The sequence below is a fragment of the Neobacillus sp. MER 74 genome, from assembly GCF_023714155.1.
In genome coordinates this window covers 133,949-150,649 of record NZ_JAMAUV010000005.1, presented here as the reverse complement: position 1 = coordinate 150,649, position 16,701 = coordinate 133,949, and the positions used below count along the sequence as shown (strand labels likewise).

At 38.2% G+C, this 16,701-nt stretch carries 15 protein-coding genes and 1 riboswitch; of the genes, 8 read left to right on the top strand and 7 right to left on the bottom strand.

Going from position 1 to position 16,701, the window contains the following annotated elements; translation table 11 throughout:
• Nucleotides 1-200: 200 nt before the first annotated feature.
• Both M3610_RS11270 and M3610_RS11265 read right to left on the bottom strand, forming a co-directional pair.
• Nucleotides 201-1,469, bottom strand: coding sequence for an MDR family MFS transporter (locus tag M3610_RS11270; RefSeq protein WP_251459231.1), 1,269 nt, complete (start codon nt 1,467-1,469; stop codon nt 201-203).
• A gap of 103 nt (nt 1,470-1,572) precedes the next feature.
• Complete coding sequence (locus tag M3610_RS11265) at nt 1,573-3,660, bottom strand: DNA topoisomerase III (protein ID WP_251459229.1); 2,088 nt, start codon at nt 3,658-3,660, stop codon at nt 1,573-1,575.
• A 323-nt stretch (nt 3,661-3,983) separates the two neighbouring features.
• Here M3610_RS11265 and hutH point away from each other — a divergent pair, with 323 nt between their 5' ends.
• Nucleotides 3,984-5,510, top strand: a complete 1,527-nt coding sequence (gene hutH, locus M3610_RS11260; protein ID WP_098575699.1) for a histidine ammonia-lyase — start codon at nt 3,984-3,986, stop codon at nt 5,508-5,510.
• Between the two features lie 234 nt (nt 5,511-5,744).
• Here the strand turns inward: hutH and M3610_RS11255 are convergent, their stop codons facing one another.
• On the bottom strand, nt 5,745-5,948 hold the full coding sequence (locus M3610_RS11255) for a hypothetical protein (RefSeq protein ID WP_098575698.1): 204 nt from the start codon (nt 5,946-5,948) through the stop codon (nt 5,745-5,747).
• 616 nt (nt 5,949-6,564) lie between these two features.
• A riboswitch (cyclic di-GMP riboswitch) is annotated at nt 6,565-6,652 on the top strand.
• A gap of 30 nt (nt 6,653-6,682) precedes the next feature.
• Here M3610_RS11255 and M3610_RS11250 point away from each other — a divergent pair.
• Nucleotides 6,683-6,805, top strand: coding sequence for an anti-repressor SinI family protein (locus tag M3610_RS11250; RefSeq protein WP_098575697.1), 123 nt, complete (start codon nt 6,683-6,685; stop codon nt 6,803-6,805).
• 91 nt (nt 6,806-6,896) lie between these two features.
• Here the strand turns inward: M3610_RS11250 and M3610_RS11245 are convergent, their stop codons facing one another.
• Nucleotides 6,897-7,223 (bottom strand): helix-turn-helix domain-containing protein, encoded by a 327-nt coding sequence (locus M3610_RS11245; RefSeq protein ID WP_026564443.1) that lies wholly within the window; start codon nt 7,221-7,223, stop codon nt 6,897-6,899.
• Between the two features lie 270 nt (nt 7,224-7,493).
• On the opposite strand from M3610_RS11245, the gene map reads away from it, so the two are divergent.
• Nucleotides 7,494-8,243: a type I methionyl aminopeptidase gene (gene map / locus M3610_RS11240; protein WP_098575696.1), complete on the top strand. Its 750-nt coding sequence runs from the start codon at nt 7,494-7,496 to the stop codon at nt 8,241-8,243.
• Nucleotides 8,244-8,282: 39 nt separating this feature from the next.
• Here the strand turns inward: map and M3610_RS11235 are convergent, their stop codons facing one another.
• A complete protein-coding gene (locus M3610_RS11235; protein ID WP_098575695.1) occupies nt 8,283-8,507 on the bottom strand; it encodes a DUF1128 domain-containing protein in 225 nt (74 codons plus the stop codon).
• A gap of 193 nt (nt 8,508-8,700) precedes the next feature.
• Here M3610_RS11235 and M3610_RS11230 point away from each other — a divergent pair, with 193 nt between their 5' ends.
• Complete coding sequence (locus M3610_RS11230) at nt 8,701-9,072, top strand: YtxH domain-containing protein (RefSeq protein WP_098575694.1); 372 nt, start codon at nt 8,701-8,703, stop codon at nt 9,070-9,072.
• 13 nt (nt 9,073-9,085) lie between these two features.
• On the top strand, nt 9,086-9,922 hold the full coding sequence (locus M3610_RS11225; RefSeq protein WP_098575693.1) for a YihY/virulence factor BrkB family protein: 837 nt from the start codon (nt 9,086-9,088) through the stop codon (nt 9,920-9,922).
• Between the two features lie 265 nt (nt 9,923-10,187).
• Here M3610_RS11225 and M3610_RS11220 read toward each other — a convergent pair whose 3' ends face one another.
• Both M3610_RS11220 and M3610_RS11215 read right to left on the bottom strand, forming a co-directional pair.
• Nucleotides 10,188-12,101, bottom strand: coding sequence for a heavy metal translocating P-type ATPase (locus M3610_RS11220; protein ID WP_251459227.1), 1,914 nt, complete (start codon nt 12,099-12,101; stop codon nt 10,188-10,190).
• 173 nt (nt 12,102-12,274) lie between these two features.
• On the bottom strand, nt 12,275-13,453 hold the full coding sequence (locus M3610_RS11215; protein ID WP_251459225.1) for an MFS transporter: 1,179 nt from the start codon (nt 13,451-13,453) through the stop codon (nt 12,275-12,277).
• Nucleotides 13,454-13,665: 212 nt separating this feature from the next.
• Here M3610_RS11215 and cax point away from each other — a divergent pair, with 212 nt between their 5' ends.
• From cax to M3610_RS11200, 3 genes are all read left to right on the top strand, one after another.
• On the top strand, nt 13,666-14,709 hold the full coding sequence (gene cax / locus M3610_RS11210) for a calcium/proton exchanger (RefSeq protein WP_251459420.1): 1,044 nt from the start codon (nt 13,666-13,668) through the stop codon (nt 14,707-14,709).
• Between the two features lie 378 nt (nt 14,710-15,087).
• Nucleotides 15,088-15,705 (top strand): YczE/YyaS/YitT family protein, encoded by a 618-nt coding sequence (locus tag M3610_RS11205; protein WP_251459223.1) that lies wholly within the window; start codon nt 15,088-15,090, stop codon nt 15,703-15,705.
• A 125-nt stretch (nt 15,706-15,830) separates the two neighbouring features.
• Entirely contained in the window at nt 15,831-16,601 is a 771-nt protein-coding gene (locus tag M3610_RS11200) for a YfkD famly protein (protein WP_285851100.1), read from the top strand.
• The last annotated feature ends 100 nt before the right edge of the window (nt 16,602-16,701 follow it).

The window sequence follows — 16,701 nt, the reverse complement described above, 5'->3', positions numbered from 1 at the left end:
ACTTTTATATTAAAATAAACACCTGCGGAAAATAGTACTAAGAATGTAATAATACCTGATAATGATGTTGGAGCCATGAACTGGGATAATTCCATTGTTTCCACCGCCCTTATATTAATTATCTTTATAAGTTAATTATAATACAAATTGGGCAAATGTGAACAATTTAGTACAAATATTAAGAGATTATTGACCAGTATTTATATATGTGATTTAATATTTTGTTTTTCAAATGAATGGAACATGACCCAATACATCCCAGCACTTAACAAGGCAAGGAAAACCAACACGAAAAACGTCCAGCTATAGCCAAGTAATACCGTCATTGGAATGGCAAGTGGGGCAATGGTTCGGCTTATGGTAAATCGCAGGCTTGCAGCGGCGAAGTATTGACCGCGCATATTCTCAGGAGCAAGTCGCGATACAAAGGTTTGCTGGAGTCCAGCTCCCATTAACTCAGCAAACGTGAAAATCGACATCGCGATTATTAACCCCCAAATCCAAGTGGTTTGGCTAAATAGAATCATTGAAATGGCGTATACGACTGACGAGAGAACAAATACATTTCTTTCATTATAACTACTCATCCACTTTGTGACAATTACTGTCAGAAGTGCAACAAGGAAGCCATTTTCTGCGAGCACCAAACCAAAAGCCTGCTCACCATTGACAGAAAATGACCAATTTCCTATTGAAAATAGACTTTGAGCTTGGTAGACATCCTTTATATAAACTGGAATCAACAAGTCCAATTGCATAAATGTTTGTCCAGCTAATACACCTGCAAGAATAAAAAGCAGGAAAGTTCTATCCTTAACAATGAGAGAATAATCCTTTAGTTGATTTTTTAAAAAGTCATACCATTTCCCTTCAGACGAAAGAGAATTATGTGTAACCGGGACTGTCTCACGGGTCCATTTGGCCAGAATAAGTCCTAAGGAAATACAAATTAACCCAGCCACAAGTAATAGTTGGAAACGGTAATGAACATAAAAAATCGCTCCTAAAATCGGGCCAATCACCACCGCAATATTAATAGATGTATAAAAAATGGCAAACACATTACTTCTGTCCTTTTCATCTACTACATCTGCAACCATCGCTTGGCTTGCCGGCCAATAAAAGGAACCGAACACACCGGCTACTGCGAAAGCGATAAAGCCCATCCACGGGGATTCAAACCAGGGTGAGCTAGCGAAGCCAAATGCGATAAACGAAAGGCCTTGACCGATTGCTGATAGAACCATCATTCGTTTGCGCCCGAACCGGTCAGCACAGTATCCGCCCATAAGGTTAGCAAGTACAGAAAAAACCTGTGAAAAAACTAATAATAATCCTGCTTTACTTTTACCGAACTCTTCTGCGAAGTAAATCGTTAAGTACGGAAAAAACATCCAAAATGTGATATTCATCATTGCTTCGCTAAACAAGCGAACCTTTAAATTAGGATCCCAATCTCTAATTCTCATAGATTGTCCTCGTTTCTAAATTTTTGACCAACCATAAAACTAGCCGAAGCGAAATACTTACAACATAAATGGTAAGCACAGCATGAGTGCTTACCATTTATGATTATTCCTGATTGTTTAAGGCCTGTTTAAGTAAGTCACCTAAGCTGGTTCCGAAATCTTCTTTTTGTGTGTATTTCTGGACGAGCTTTTGTGCTTCTTTTTTATTGACTGCTTTTTTCTTGTCCTCTGCTTTTTCAACGACATTACAGCGGCGGCATTGGAAGTACGCACCTGCTTTTCCATTATGAATTTCCATTTTTTTATGGCATTGCGGGCACCGTCGGTTGGAGAGCTTTGGATCCTTACGTTTTCGGAAGGAACACTCTGGACTCGAGCAAACGAGAATTTTGCCTTCCTTTGTATTCCGTTCCTTTAGGAATTCGTTACATTCAGGACATCTTGAACCGGTTAAATTGTGGGCACGATAGGATTTCTCACTTTTTTTAATTTCAGAAACCAACTGCTCCGTTTGACGGCGAATCTTTTGTAAAAAGGCTTTCGGGTCCGCCTTTCCCTTGGAGATTTTCTCAAGTTCCTGTTCCCATTTTGCCGTTAGTTCCGGTGACTTTAATTCATCATTAACAAGATCAATGAGCTGCTTGCCTTTTTTAGTTGAGTGGAAGCGTCCATTCTGTCGCTCAACGACTTCCGTTTCTACAAGTCTTTCAATAATTTCTGCTCTGGTTGCTGGTGTCCCTAGTCCGAATTTCTCCATTTGTGAGAGAACATCAGCTTCGGAATAGCGTTGAGGCGGCTCCGTCCATTTTTGGCTGATTGAACAATCTTTTACCACAAAGGAGTGACCTTGAGCTAATTTTTGCAGCCCAGTTAATTGTTCCGCACCTTCTCTTCCTAACACCTTTTTAAAGCCCAATTCAATTACATTTGTTTCTTTGGCGATAAAGGTTTCGCCTTCCACTTTAAATGTTGCCTGTATGGTTTCAAATTCATAAGCAGGTAAAAACAGTGCTAAGAAACGTCTAGCAATGATGTCATAAAGTTTTTTTTCATCTGAATCAAGTTCACTAAGATTAAGTCTTTGTTCCGTTGGGATGATCGCATGATGGTCTGTTACCTTTTCATTGTTAAAGACGCGTTTGGCGAGCACAATCCCCTTGTTTGCTAGCAGTGGACGAACTTCTTCTTTATACCCAGAAGCCATGCCCTGCAAGCGGTCTGTCATTGTGTTCATCATATCAGTGGTTAAATAGCGTGAATCAGTTCTAGGATATGTGACCAATTTGTATTGCTCATAAAGACGTTGTAAAACAGAAGATGTTTTTTTCGCAGAGAAACCAAATCGCTTGTTTGCATCCCGCTGTAATTCAGTTAAATCGTAAGGCAGGGGCTGGGGCTCTGATTTTTTCTTGCGATCAATTTTATCAAGTACAGCTTTCTTACCATTTACTTTTGATTGGATCGCTTCAGCTTTTGCTTTATCGAAGATGCGCTTTTCATTGTCCCGTTCCCAATCTGTTGAAAGTGGGCCAATATCGGCTCGAATTGTCCAAAATTCTTTTGGAACAAAGGATTGAATCTGCTGTTCTCGTTCCAAAACTAGAGCAAGAGTGGGGGTCTGAACCCGTCCTGCCGATAGGGGGTCTTTATATTTTGTTGTTAGTGCTCTTGTTACATTCAATCCGATTAACCAATCAGCTTCCGCCCGGCAAACGGCCGAATGGTAAAGGTTTTCAAATTGTTTACCAGGCTTTAATTGCTTGAACCCATCTTTAATGGCTTTATCTGTTTGCGAAGAAATCCATAATCTTTTTAAGGGTTTGTTCCAGCGAATCTTTTCAAGAATCCAGCGCGCAACTAGTTCACCTTCACGACCAGCATCTGTGGCAATGATACATTCGTTAATGTCTTTCCGTTTTGCTAAGGCTTCAATCGCACGGAATTGATGGTTGGTTTGCTTCATAACCATTAAGCCCATTTTTTGTGGAATAATCGGCAAATCCTCTAAATTCCAGGTTTTATATTTTGTATCATAGTGTTCTGGCATTTTTAATTCAATTAAATGGCCGAGTGCCCATGTGACAATATATTGATTGCCTTCCATATAACTTTTATGTTTTTGATTGCAGCCAAGAACACGGGCAAGTTCCCTAGCCACACTTGGCTTTTCAGCAAGTACAAGAGATTTCATAGTTACTCCTTTCAGGTACATCCATTTTAACCTGTATATAGTATAACGGAATCTCAAGATATTTTGTAACCTAAGCATTTTTCCTTTCATTTATTATCTCGCTAAAGTATTATCGTCGTAAAATTCTGGAAATTAAATTGACAAATATGCTTATCACACCATACAATATTATCACTAAGTTAAATAAAGAATGGAATGATACCCATGAGGCATCTGAAAAAATTCAATCAATTCATCATAAAAGAGGCTGGACTCCCAATCTATTAGATTCGGAATCCAGCCTCTTTCTTTATTATACTACAGTGGTAGAGGAGAGAGACGATATGATAACACTGACAGGTGGAAGTTTAACATTAGAGCAGATGAAAGATGTTTTATATCGAAAACAAAAGATCATGGCTTCAAGTGAGAGCATGGAAGCAGTTAAGAAGAGTCGTGAAGCAGTTGAAAGAATTGTTTCTGAATCAAAAGTAGTTTATGGAATTACGACAGGATTTGGAAAGTTCAGCGACGTCCTTATTGATAAAAACGATGTTCAGGACCTCCAACTTAATTTAATTCGCTCCCATGCATGCGGGGTTGGTGAACCTTTTCCAGAATTAGTTTCCAAAGCAATGGTACTTCTACGAGCTAACGCTCTCCTCAAGGGTTTTTCAGGAGTCAGACCTGTTGTCATTGAAAAATTATTAGAGTTAGTAAATCAGGATATCATTCCTGTTATCCCACAGCAAGGTTCTCTGGGGGCAAGCGGTGATTTAGCCCCGCTTTCTCATCTTGCACTGGTTTTAATTGGCGAGGGAGAGGTATTTTACAAAGGGAAGCAAATGGCGGCTTTTGACGCACTCCAACAAGAGGGAATTTTGCCTTTAACCTTGGAGGCCAAAGAAGGTCTAGCCCTTATTAACGGGACACAGGCGATGACAGCTATGGGTGTGATCGGGTATTTGGAGGCTGAACAACTAGCACATGAAAGTGAGCTAATTGCAGCTATGACAATGGAAGGGTTAAATGGAATTATTGATGCATTTGCGGAAGAAGTTCATGTTGCTAGGGGTTATAAACAACAAATTGATTCAGCCGCAAGAATCCGTGGTTATTTAAGTGATAGTTTATTAACTACACAGCAGGGCGAGTTACGAGTTCAAGATGCTTATTCTCTCCGCTGCATTCCACAGGTTCATGGTGCATCGTGGCAAGCTCTGGATTATGTGAAAGAAAAATTAGAAATTGAAATGAACGCGGCAACGGATAATCCATTAATCTTTGATAATGGGGAAAAGGTGATATCTGGGGGGAATTTTCATGGACAGCCGATTGCTTTTGCAATGGATTTTATGAAAATTGCCGTGGCTGAACTGGCGAATATTTCGGAAAGACGGATTGAAAGATTGGTTAATCCGCAGTTGAATGATTTACCAGCATTCCTTAGTCCTCAACCTGGTTTGCAATCTGGGGCAATGATCATGCAATATGCGGCAGCAGCACTGGTATCAGAGAATAAAACACTTGCCCATCCAGCCAGTGTTGATTCCATCCCATCCTCTGCTAATCAGGAGGACCATGTAAGTATGGGGACAATTGCGTCAAGGCATGCCTATCAAATTATCCAGAATGCACGAAGAGTTGTGGCAATTGAACTAATATGTGCGATGCAGGCCGTGGAGATTCGCGGGATTGATAAAATGGCTGCAAATACTAGAGTGTTTTACGACAAGGCACGCGAACAGGTAGCATCCATTAAACAAGATAGGGTATTCTCAAAGGATATTGAAAAAGCTGCTTATTGGCTTAAGTCAATCGATTTTTCACCATTTATTAGAAACTTAAGGATCGAAAAGGGACAATTCTAAAAATGAATTCTTAAAAAATAAGAAAGATAAGTTTTTGAACTTAGATTACTGTTTAGCTCCAGCGCCCTAGCGGCTAGTGTCCTTCGCTCTCCGCCCTACGATAAGTCAAGCACGAATGCGCCTCCGGCTCTTCGTGTTTCCTTTATCTCAGTTGGAGTGCTCCAGGCCATACGCCGCTGACCAGGGCGCTTGCGCTTTTCTTAATAAAAAGAAGGCGTGAGATGCTCACGCCTTTTATTCTGTCTGATCATTTAGTAATCGGGCAGTATCTCCTCGATACTCATCCTCGTTTTCTACACGATTTTTAAACGCTTCACGTACAACTAGGAATTCTTCGTCACCAACAGCTTCTTTCGCGTGTTTTTCTGTTAAACTGCCTTCCGGGAAGTTTCCTGGATGGTTTTTCTTTTTATGTTCAAAATGTTCTCCACGTGCCAATTACAACACTCCTTTCGTCTACGCAAGTATCATTCCCGAAACAGAGTGAAATAATTACTTTTTTAATTCCTTCCACAAAAAAGAAAAAGCTGAATGACAGAGGAATCCTTTTAATAGATTCAATCTTCACCAGCTTTTTGTTTGGTGGAGTCTGGCTTGCATATGCGATCCAAAAAATACCCTGCAAACACAATAAATGCAATCGGAATTGAAAAATTCAACACATGGATAAAGGTCATTGTATGAAATCACCACCTATTCTATAATATTAATAATATTCAGAAAATAATTTTGTTTTTTACATTATATGCCAATTTTCATAGTTTAGACAAATATTTAAGTTATATGTTGGAAAAGTATTTTGGTTTTGGTTAACGGAGGGAATAAACAACAAGGTTTTTTCCAAAAATTCACTATTTTGACAGATGGTGTTTGGATTAAAAGTCTTAATTGGGATATTTTTGTAGAAATATGGTATAATTTGCTATAATTAATTGTGTGAAAATTTAATCAATACGACAAATTACAACAACCAACTAAAATAGGACTAGATATAATATCAATAACGATTAAGTAAATTGTCCTATCGAATTCAGTGACTTAAGTTTTATTAAATGTCAGAAAAAGGCAAACCTGTTGAAAAGCAGGGACGCAAAGCCGAGGGTCTAAGGCAGGTTTTTTGCTAGGATGGCCGGGCTACCTGGAATACATTCTGTATTTTAGGAGTGAGTATAGTGGTTATTACGAAAAATGAATTTGAAGTAATCGATCAGGAATGGATTGCACTCATATTGGAAGCAAAGGACTTAGGGTTATCCATAGAAGCAGTTCGTGATTTCTTGGTCACAGAGAGATGATAAGACACACAAGGAAGTACAAAAAAAGCATTCTACACAAAAATAACTTTTTTGTAGAATGCTTTTCTTTTTCAATAAGATTGTTTTATTTCTACTTATCATTTTGATTAATTCGCCATTTGTTAAATTCAAGGAAATCTCGAAATTGTTCCTTAGAAACGCCCGAATTCATTGCGTCCTTGACTAGATTCATCCAATCAATATCTAGTTCCTCTTTATTAATCTCTTCATGTATCAAGTGATCCACAGGAATATTTAAAACAACAGCGATTTTTTCTAGAAACTTTATAGAAGGATTCTCTTGTTTGTTATTTTCAAGGTTACTTAAATAAGATTTAGCCACACCTGCTTGAGCAGCAAGTTCGGAAAGTGACATCTTTCTATCTAAGCGAAATTTTTTTACGCGATCACCAATCATTTGTCTCACACCCAATTATTATTCACTCTACATTAATTCTATCAAAAAGAATAAGAAAGCACCATATTAAGAACAAATTAATAAGGAAAATATGTACTTTATGAAATAATATAGATAAAGTATTTTTGAAAAAATATCAGGATAGAGTTATATTAAAAGTGTTGCCTATTGCGGCATGTTTTATAATTTATTAGTGGTATGTTTTTAGTCGAATAACAATTTTGATTTGCATACATAAAAATAAATAAAAAGGAAGGGGACCCTACAATAATGATTGTCCTTAAATCACAACGTGAAATAGAAGCAATGAAAAAGGCAGGGGAAATTCTAGCTGCCTGTCATAAAGAAATAGCTAAATTGATTAAACCAGGTATTACCACTTGGGAAATTGATGCCTTTGTGGAAGAATTTCTTAAGAAAAAAGGTGCGACTCCAGAACAAAAAGGCTATAAGGGCTATGAATATGCGACATGTGCAAGTATAAATGACGAAATATGCCACGGCTTTCCAAGGAAAGAACCTTTAAACGAAGGGGATATTGTGACGGTAGACATGGTTGTTAATTACAACGGTGCGCTAGCTGATTCTGCCTGGTCATATGCAGTTGGAGACGTGTCAGAGGAAACGGAGCGTTTATTAAAAGTAACTAAGGAAGCGCTGTATAAAGGGATTGAACAGGCCGTTGTCGGTAATCGAATCGGAGACATTGGGCACGCAATTCAAAAATATGTTGAAAGCGAAGGATTTTCGGTTGTAAGAGATTTTATTGGCCACGGAATTGGCGCAGTAATTCATGAGAAACCGGATGTTCCTCATTATGGACTGCCAGGCAAAGGGGCAAGAATCAAAGAAGGGATGGTCTTTACAATCGAGCCCATGGTTAATGTAGGACGATATCAAACAAAAATGGATCTCAATGGCTGGACGGCAAGAACTATTGATGGAAAATATTCAGCCCAATACGAGCATACCCTTGCCATTACCAAAGAAGGGACTGTCATCTTAACTGAACAAGATTAACAACAAACAAACCCGTTATGTGCATAACGGGTTTTCGCTTTATTTCTTTCGAAGGCTTCCAAGTTCTTCAACTAATGCTTGCATTTCATTAGGACTAAACGAATTTTTTCTTTGGACCATATCATAAATCTCTTTCAGTTCCTCGTACATTTCTTCATCAAAGTGTGAAGGTTTAATCGCACCAAGGTTCAAGACTTTTAACTTTTCCTTTATTTGTTCAATCATAAATTCAACATTTTCAATCGACTTTTCAGATAAATTCATTTCGGTCATCCTTTCCGAATAATTATTATGTTCATCTTTTCATGTAAGAAATTATATGTCAATAAAAAAATCATTAAAAGAGAATATGGACTTGCATGCACTCCGTCTATCTAGGAAAATAAAAATATGCAGGTTTTGGTATTTTTTACATGGGGTACTATTGATAATAACAAGGATTAAAGGAGACGTTAACATGACACAGAAAAACCAATTTTGGCGCGGAATGATACTCGGGGCCATTGCTGGCGGGGCCATTAGCCTTTTAGATAAACAAACACGTGAAGTGATGAAAGCAAACGTACAAAAAAATACATCAAGACTTACCTATGTTTTTAGAAATCCTGGTGAAATTGCGGAGAAAGTTAAGGAAACAGCTGAAAAAGTCAAGACAACCGTAAAGCAGGTTAATGAAGATATCTCCTTTATCACAGATAAGGTAGTAGAATTACGCGAATTAACACCTCAGGTAACTGACATGATAAAAGAAACGAAGGATACTTTCTCGAAGGATGATGAGGCGCTTCTTTTAGAGGAAGTGGCAGTCGAGGAAGATAAAATTGATTAAAAGGAGGATGTAGATGGAAAAGGGAGGAAATGTCCGCTCGTCTCTACTACGATTACTTTGGCATAGGATCGATGAAGATGACCTGCCAGGCTTAAGTGCGCAGTTGGCCTATTATTTTCTATTATCCTTATTTCCGCTCCTGATTGTTTTATTTACACTTCTTCCTTATTTTCCGATTCCACATCAGGATATGCTCGGAATAGTAAGAGATTTTGCACCAAGCGAGGCCATGGATTTAATTGAGAAAAATGTTCATGATATCATGAACCATCGGAATGGGAGTTTGCTTTCGTTCGGGATCATTGGAACCATTTGGTCGGCATCGAACGGAATAAATGCGATCGTTAAGGCATTTAATAAGGCATATAATGTCAAGGAAAGCCGTTCATTTATTGTTTCAAGGGGAATGGCTATTTTATTAACATTTGGGATGATCCTGGTATTAATTCTTGCAATTATTCTCCCAGTATTTGGAAGAGAAATAGGTATTTTTTTATTCTCTCAATTGGGCTACACCACAGAATTTATTAAGCTCTGGAATGCATTAAGTTGGCTTGTTAGTGCAATTATTTTGTTCCTTATTTTTACAGGGTTGTATTGGATTGCGCCAAATGTAAAATTAAAATGCCGAAGCGCCTTCCCAGGTGCCGCGTTTGCAACAGTCGGCTGGATTGTTTCCTCAATCGGATTAACATTTTACGTAGGAAATATCAGTAATTATTCGTTAACCTACGGCAGTATTGGGGCAATCATTGTCTTAATGATTTGGTTGTATATATCGGCATTTATTATTATTTTAGGTGGAGAAATCAATGCCTTTTATAGTGAAAAAAACCGAAAGAATTGCTAATAGTTACCGTCATGAAACTTGCCTATCTGTTCAAACTAAGGAGGCAGGCTACTTTCACCAAGGAGGTTCTTATTATGACAAAGAAAACAAAAAAAGATGGCGGTACAAAGCAAAAGGGTAAAGGAAGCAAAGGAAATAAAACTTCCGGTTCAGCAAACGGTTCAAATGGTTATCACTAATGAGTTTTTCTTCATATAAACAAAAAGACCGGATGAATGTTCATCCGGTTTTTTAATCCAGCTCCAGTGCCCAGCAGCTAGTGTAATTATTTAAGTAATCGCAGGCTGTTTAGAATAACTAAGATTGTACTGCCTTCATGACCAATGACTCCAAATGGCAAATCAAGGATCTGGAAGAAGTTTGACGAAATCAAAACCATGATAACAGTTATCGAGAAAATAACATTCTGTTTAATGATTTTATTCATTCGTTTAGAAAGATCAATGGCCTCAGCAATTCGAGGCAAATCATTTTTCATTAGGACAATATCCGCGGTTTCAAGAGCAACGTCAGTTCCACCACCCATGGCAATACCAACATTGGCAATAGCAAGTGCAGGTGCATCATTGATTCCGTCACCCACCATTGCTACGGTTTCATATTTTGTTCTTAACTTCTTCAATTTTTCGACTTTTACCTCTGGTAAGCATTCCGCAAAAAATTCATCCACATGACTTTCTGAGGCAATTGCGCGTGCCGTTTTTTCACTATCACCTGTCAGCATAACCGTACGGATCCCTTGCTTTTTCAGGTGATCAATCGCAAGTTTAGTCTCCTCACGAACAACGTCTTTCATGGCAATTACTGCACATAACTCGCCGTCGATTTCAATAAATACAAGTGTATTTCCATGAGCAGCAAGTTCTTTAATCTTTCCATCCGCAAACTTTTCAATTAGTTCTTGGTTTACAAAGGCTGCTTTACCAATCTTCCAATTCTCCCCGTTTATGGTAGCCTTAACACCCCATCCTGGTATATCTTCAAGACTGTCCGGATGAAGGAGTTCTTTGTTAAGGTTTGATTTTACATATTTCACAATTGCCGTTGCCAGTGGATGGTTAGAATGGCTTTCAATCGAAGCTGCCTTCCAAATCAGGGCATCCTTATCAAGTCCATCCTTTACAATCACTTCCGTCACTTCTGGGTTGCCTTTTGTCAATGTACCGGTTTTATCAAATGCAATGGCACCTAAATGGCTTAAATTCTCTAGGTGAACCCCGCCTTTTACCAGGATTCCACGTCGCGCTCCATTGGAAATGGCCGATAATGTTGCGGGCATGATGGAAGCAACAAGTGCACATGGTGAAGCAACCACCAATAAGATCATCGCTCGATAAAAGGCTTCTTGCCAACTCCAACCTAAAATAAAGTGCGGGAGAAAAAACATCAAAAACACAACAGAAAGGACCAGTTTAACATAGGTTCCTTCGAAGCGTTCAATAAAAAGTTGTGAAGGAGATTTTTCGCTTTGAGCCGATTGTACGAGCTGAATAATCTTTTGAAAAAGAGTGTCATGGCTCGCTTTTGTCACTTGAACAGTAATGGATCCTGTCATGTTTACAGTTCCTGCAAAAACCTCTTCCTTATCACCTTTGGATACTGGCATAGACTCACCTGTAATAGCAGCCTCGTCAATATTGGTTTGTCCTTTAATAATCATCCCGTCAGATGGAATCCGCTCACCGGGCTTTATTAAAATCAGATCTCCGATATGGAGCATTGAAACAGGAACTCTCTTTTCACTGCCGTCTGAGATGAGCAAAGCCTCTTCTGGCTGCAGTTTCATTAAAGAGGAGATTTCTTTATGGCTTTTATTCATTGTATACGTTTCGAGTGCACCACTTACGGCAAAAATAAAAATTAACATGGCACCCTCTGTCCAGTACCCAATTATGGCCGATCCAATTGCTGCAAAAATCATTAACATTTCTACGTTTAATTCCTTATTTTCGTAGGTAGCCTCAATGCCTTCTTTTGCCTTGGCGAAACCACCAATTACAAACGCCAGCAGGTAAGCAATAATGGAATCAGCACCATTTCCATACTTGTCAAATAACCAGCCAGCTGCAATAAAGCCACCGCTTAGGCCTGCTGCAATTAATTCTGCATGTGGTTTAATTTTTTCGAAGAATCCTAATTTGTTTACACTTTTTGTTAGCGCCTTTGCTTCGGAACTCAATGTTCTTCCCCCTTCCAATTGCTAATTGATAAGAATAATCAAAGTCAATACCCTTAAAAAATACGAAAGCTGTCATCAAAGTGATGACAGCACGGTCTTTATAATGTTTCTATTTATTTTATCTTACCACATATTTTATGCATAAGATATGATTTTGCTCCATAATTATCCTGTTATGAACTTGGTTGCTCAAATACAAAATTAGTCTTCTTACCAAATGTGAAGATGATAATAGATAAGGTTAAGAGCATCGTACTAATGATATAGAAAAAACTTACATTTTCAATGAACTTAATAAACAAGCCTCCAATGATGGGTCCGCTTAAACTGCCGAGACTGAAAAATATTCCGCATAACAAATTTCCAGTCGGAAGTAGAGTTTTTGGAAGCAAATCTGTCATGTAGCTGATACCTAGAGAGAAAGTTGAACCAACAACCATTCCAGAAATAAGAAAAACGACAAACAGTCCAATAAAAGAGTGTTCAAGGAAGATTGCAGCAGTAAAGCTAAAAAATCCAAGAAAAAGGATCGTTATTAAAATATTACGCCGACCATATTTATCACTCAAAATTCCTAGAGGTAGTGAGGTAATAATACTGCCGGAGGCAAATGCAGTCAACAACATGGAAACATTGGTGACGTTTATATCCATTCTTAATGCATAGACAGGAAAACTGCCGTTTAAGGAGGATTCTAAAAATCCATAAGAAAATGGCGGAAGGAAAGCAACCCATCCATATTTTAAAGCCTTTTTAAACTGTTTGATGGTTGATAGGAAGGAATTGATACCAACTTCTTGTTCAGGTCGTTCGTTTTTAAGCATAAATACAAAAATCCAGCCAATAAAACAAAGGATTGAGGAGACAATAAAAGGCAGAGATTGATTTACATTAACTAATGGTGTCATAAGTGGTCCAGTGGCAAAACCAATTCCAAAAAATAATCCATATAGAGAAATATTTCGTCCCCGCTTATCAGCAGGAGCTGATGAGGTAATCCAAGTCTGTGTGGCGAAATGGAGGGAATGGTCACCTATTCCAATTAGTACCCGGAGGGCAAACCAAAACCAAAACGTCTCCCAGATAGGAAATAGAGCTAGTGAAACGATGACGAGTCCGCCGCCATAAATAATCACTGGTTTATAACCATATTTCCTGAGAGGCATTTCCATAAAAGGAGACACAAGAAGAATTCCAATATAAAGTGCTGTCGCATTTAATCCATTTAATGAAGGTGAAACCCCATTTTTTTCAAAAATTACAGCAATTAAAGGCAATAACATTCCTTGCGAAAATCCAGAAATCGCAACGATACTCACAAGGATCCAAAATCGCAGATTCGTTTTTTTCATAGAACTTCCTCAATTCTACAAGTTTGATTCAATATAAATTATATAGTTCCTAAATGATGGTAACGAGAAAACCGCCTATATGCAAGAGAAAGTTACGAACCTAGACATTCGAGGTGAATTTAGGTAAATTAAGGAACAAAAGGAAAAGTTTAAAAGAAAATATCCTCGTTAGATATTAAGAATATGGAGGGAATACGGTGAACAGGATTTTTATGCTTATGACATTCATTGGAGTGCCGCTGTCCGTTATTGGCTCACTAATGCATTGGTCAAATATTGTTTTATTTATTATCTACTGCTTAACAATCGTGGCACTTGCCAGTTATATGGGAAGGGCAACTGAAAGTCTAGCAATTGTTGCAGGCCCGCGGATTGGCGGACTGTTAAATGCAACCTTCGGAAATGCAGTCGAACTTATTATTTCAATCTTTTCGTTGAAGGCCGGGCTTGTTGGAATTGTTCTCGCCTCACTAACAGGTTCCGTATTAGGAAACTTACTACTTGTGGCGGGACTTTCGTTCTTTATAGGGGGCTTAAAATTTAAGCGTCAATCATTTAACGTCTACGATGCTAGGCATAATTCAGGACTGTTGATGTTTGCGGTTATCATTGCTTTTGTTATCCCTGAAGTTTTTTCGATTAATATGAATGAGACAAAAACTCTTTCCTTAAGTATTGGGATTTCAGTTATTTTGATCATCCTTTATCTGGCTGCCTTATTTTTTAAATTGGTTACCCATCGAGGCGTATACCATCCAAGTACAGAAAAAAATATCGCTCATGAGGAAGAAGAACCAGAATGGGGGAAAGGGAGAGCCATAGCTGTTCTTTTCATTGCTACAATTGCAGTCGCATACATCTCCGAGCACCTAGTCCATACGTTTGAATATGTAGGAGAAACACTTGGTTGGTCTGAATTGTTTATCGGTATCATTATCGTAGCTATAGTAGGGAATGCAGCAGAACATGCATCTGCCGTTGTCATGGCATTTAAAAACAAAATGGACATTGCCGTTGAAATTGCGATTGGATCTACATTGCAGGTGGCCATGTTCGTATTACCTGTTCTAGTACTTGCCTCACTTTTCTTTGATACCACCATGCCATTGCTATTTAGCTGGCAAGAGTTAATTGCGATGGTGTCATCGGTGCTCCTTATGGTTGTAATCTCCAACGATGGGGAATCCAATTGGTTTGAGGGGTTAACACTGCTCGCTGCCTATTTAATTATGGGAATTGGCTTTTATTTACTCTAGTAATGTAAAAAATAAAGACTCTAAGCCCGATGGCATAGAGTCTTTATTATTAAATTTAAGTTTCATTTCCATTCTTCAATGTACTGGGTAAATCGTCAAGCTTACGCTATTATGATAAAATAACCATTTAGCAGGGTAAAAATCAATCGCTTTTCTTTGGGACATCAATCACCAACCTTCATGTTTATTTAGATACATGAACACAAGTGTTGAACCTCATATAAGACGGGAATCCCAACCTCCTTATGGATAATAAGTAATGGAAGCAGATTGATTACAGCCCTCCTTTGTTGATAAGTTAAGTATATTATATTATTAAATTTTAATTTTGTAAATGTTCTGAATATTACATTTATGTTACTTTTTAAGGAGCGACTAATGAGATTATTCATTCGGTTTTTATTTTTTATTTTTGGACTTATTATTATGACTTTTGGTGTTTGTATGACCATTGAAGTAGCAGATATTGGTGTGGGTGCATGGGATGCTCTTAATGTAGCCCTAACAGAAAAGGTAGGTTTATCTGTAGGTAAATGGGTAATGATTGATGGGGCTGTTTTAATTATAGTGGTCTCACTTTTATTAAAGAAAAGACCTGATCTTCTTTCACTTCTAACGATTATAATCATCGGTTCATTAGTCGATTTTTGGCTGGGAACTGTATTTGATTTATTTCAAGTCAATCATCTCATCACTAAAATAGCCATGCTATTAGTAGGAGTCTTAATTATCGGATTTGGTGCAGCTATCTACATTCAAGCAAAATTCCCTCAAAGTCCCATTGATAATTTTATGTTAGCCATTAAAGAACGCTTTCGAGTAAATATAATGGCTGCGAAAACCATTGGAGAGATTACAGCATTGATTCCTGCCTTTTTACTACATGGACCTATTTCATACGGTACCATTATCATTACATTCACGGTTGGACCTGCGATCCAATTATTCTTTCCATACTTTGAAAAAGTAATGTTGCGTCTACAGACGAAATATTGAAATTACTTACAGGATGGATAAAAATAATCAACTCCGAAAAAACTACTAGCAGACTGATTATGCTATTAGTGAAAGGAGTTTAACTCGTGAAGAAAAATGTCACTATCTTGATGACACTGCTATTAATGTTAACTTTTATTCCCTCAGCCTTCGCACATAAGGGTCCAGCGCAAAAAGTTTCGGTTAAATATCAAGTTCCACCTTCGGTCCGAAATATTACCAAGGAGAATACTTATCCAAATTCGACACAGGATCTGCCATTATTACAACCAAGTGATTTAACTAAAAAGTTGATTAATTCATCAAAGGTGAAAATCGAAAACCCTGATCTCATTCGGATGCTAAATGAATCGAGTATTAATAGTACACCTTTTGCGATTGGCTATCGTGCTATCGTCTATTTAGGTCAGTGGCCCTTAAATTACGAATCATCGGAAACTTCCCCAAACTGGGAGTTCCAAAAGATTAACACCAATTATTTTGATAATCGCGGCGGCAAGGTGCCCTATCAGATCAAATATGTTCAGGAGTCCCAGAAGATTATTAGAGGCGGGCTCACCGCTAAAATCGCGAGTGCTGAGGCCGTGAAAAAAATGATGCTTTTAAAGGCAATGGAAAAAACGCATCTTCCACTGGCATTCGATACGATTATTGGCGCCGGAACGAAGAACGATCATATTTATAACATTCCTCCAAACCGGTTGGGCTACTTATATGCCTATGCACCAGGTGTGAATGAAAAGGGGAAGGTAACCTACGGTGAAGTCTATTTAATGCTAAAAGGCAGCAAAAAGTTTATCGTGATTAAAAATGAAACCTCTCAAGGAATCGGCGCATGGATTCCAGTTCAAGATTATGTATCCTTTGGATTTGCAGCGTCAGAACGACCACGATAAAAGCAGACTCCTGGTTGCAGGAGTCTTTTCTTTTTTGAAAAATTGGGCAAAATATTATTAATCGATTGTCAAAGCAGCCATTTTTCGATAGGATGAGAAC

What these genes read in the sequence shown, in the direction of transcription:
- M3610_RS11215 (WP_251459225.1), bottom strand. Translation starts at nt 13,453, where the DNA reads ATGAAAAAAACGAATCTGCGATTTTGGATCCTTGTGAGTATCGTTGCG.
- M3610_RS11235 (WP_098575695.1), bottom strand. Translation starts at nt 8,507, where the DNA reads ATGAATTTATCTGAAAAGTCGATTGAAAATGTTGAATTTATGATTGAA.
- M3610_RS11200 (WP_285851100.1), top strand. Translation starts at nt 15,831, where the DNA reads ATGTTAACTTTTATTCCCTCAGCCTTCGCACATAAGGGTCCAGCGCAA.
- hutH (WP_098575699.1), top strand. Translation starts at nt 3,984, where the DNA reads ATGATAACACTGACAGGTGGAAGTTTAACATTAGAGCAGATGAAAGAT.
- M3610_RS11230 (WP_098575694.1), top strand. Translation starts at nt 8,701, where the DNA reads ATGACACAGAAAAACCAATTTTGGCGCGGAATGATACTCGGGGCCATT.
- M3610_RS11270 (WP_251459231.1), bottom strand. Translation starts at nt 1,469, where the DNA reads ATGAGAATTAGAGATTGGGATCCTAATTTAAAGGTTCGCTTGTTTAGC.
- map (WP_098575696.1), top strand. Translation starts at nt 7,494, where the DNA reads ATGATTGTCCTTAAATCACAACGTGAAATAGAAGCAATGAAAAAGGCA.
- cax (WP_251459420.1), top strand. Translation starts at nt 13,666, where the DNA reads ATGCTTATGACATTCATTGGAGTGCCGCTGTCCGTTATTGGCTCACTA.
- M3610_RS11245 (WP_026564443.1), bottom strand. Translation starts at nt 7,223, where the DNA reads ATGATTGGTGATCGCGTAAAAAAATTTCGCTTAGATAGAAAGATGTCA.
- M3610_RS11205 (WP_251459223.1), top strand. Translation starts at nt 15,088, where the DNA reads ATGAGATTATTCATTCGGTTTTTATTTTTTATTTTTGGACTTATTATT.
- M3610_RS11225 (WP_098575693.1), top strand. Translation starts at nt 9,086, where the DNA reads ATGGAAAAGGGAGGAAATGTCCGCTCGTCTCTACTACGATTACTTTGG.
- M3610_RS11265 (WP_251459229.1), bottom strand. Translation starts at nt 3,660, where the DNA reads ATGAAATCTCTTGTACTTGCTGAAAAGCCAAGTGTGGCTAGGGAACTT.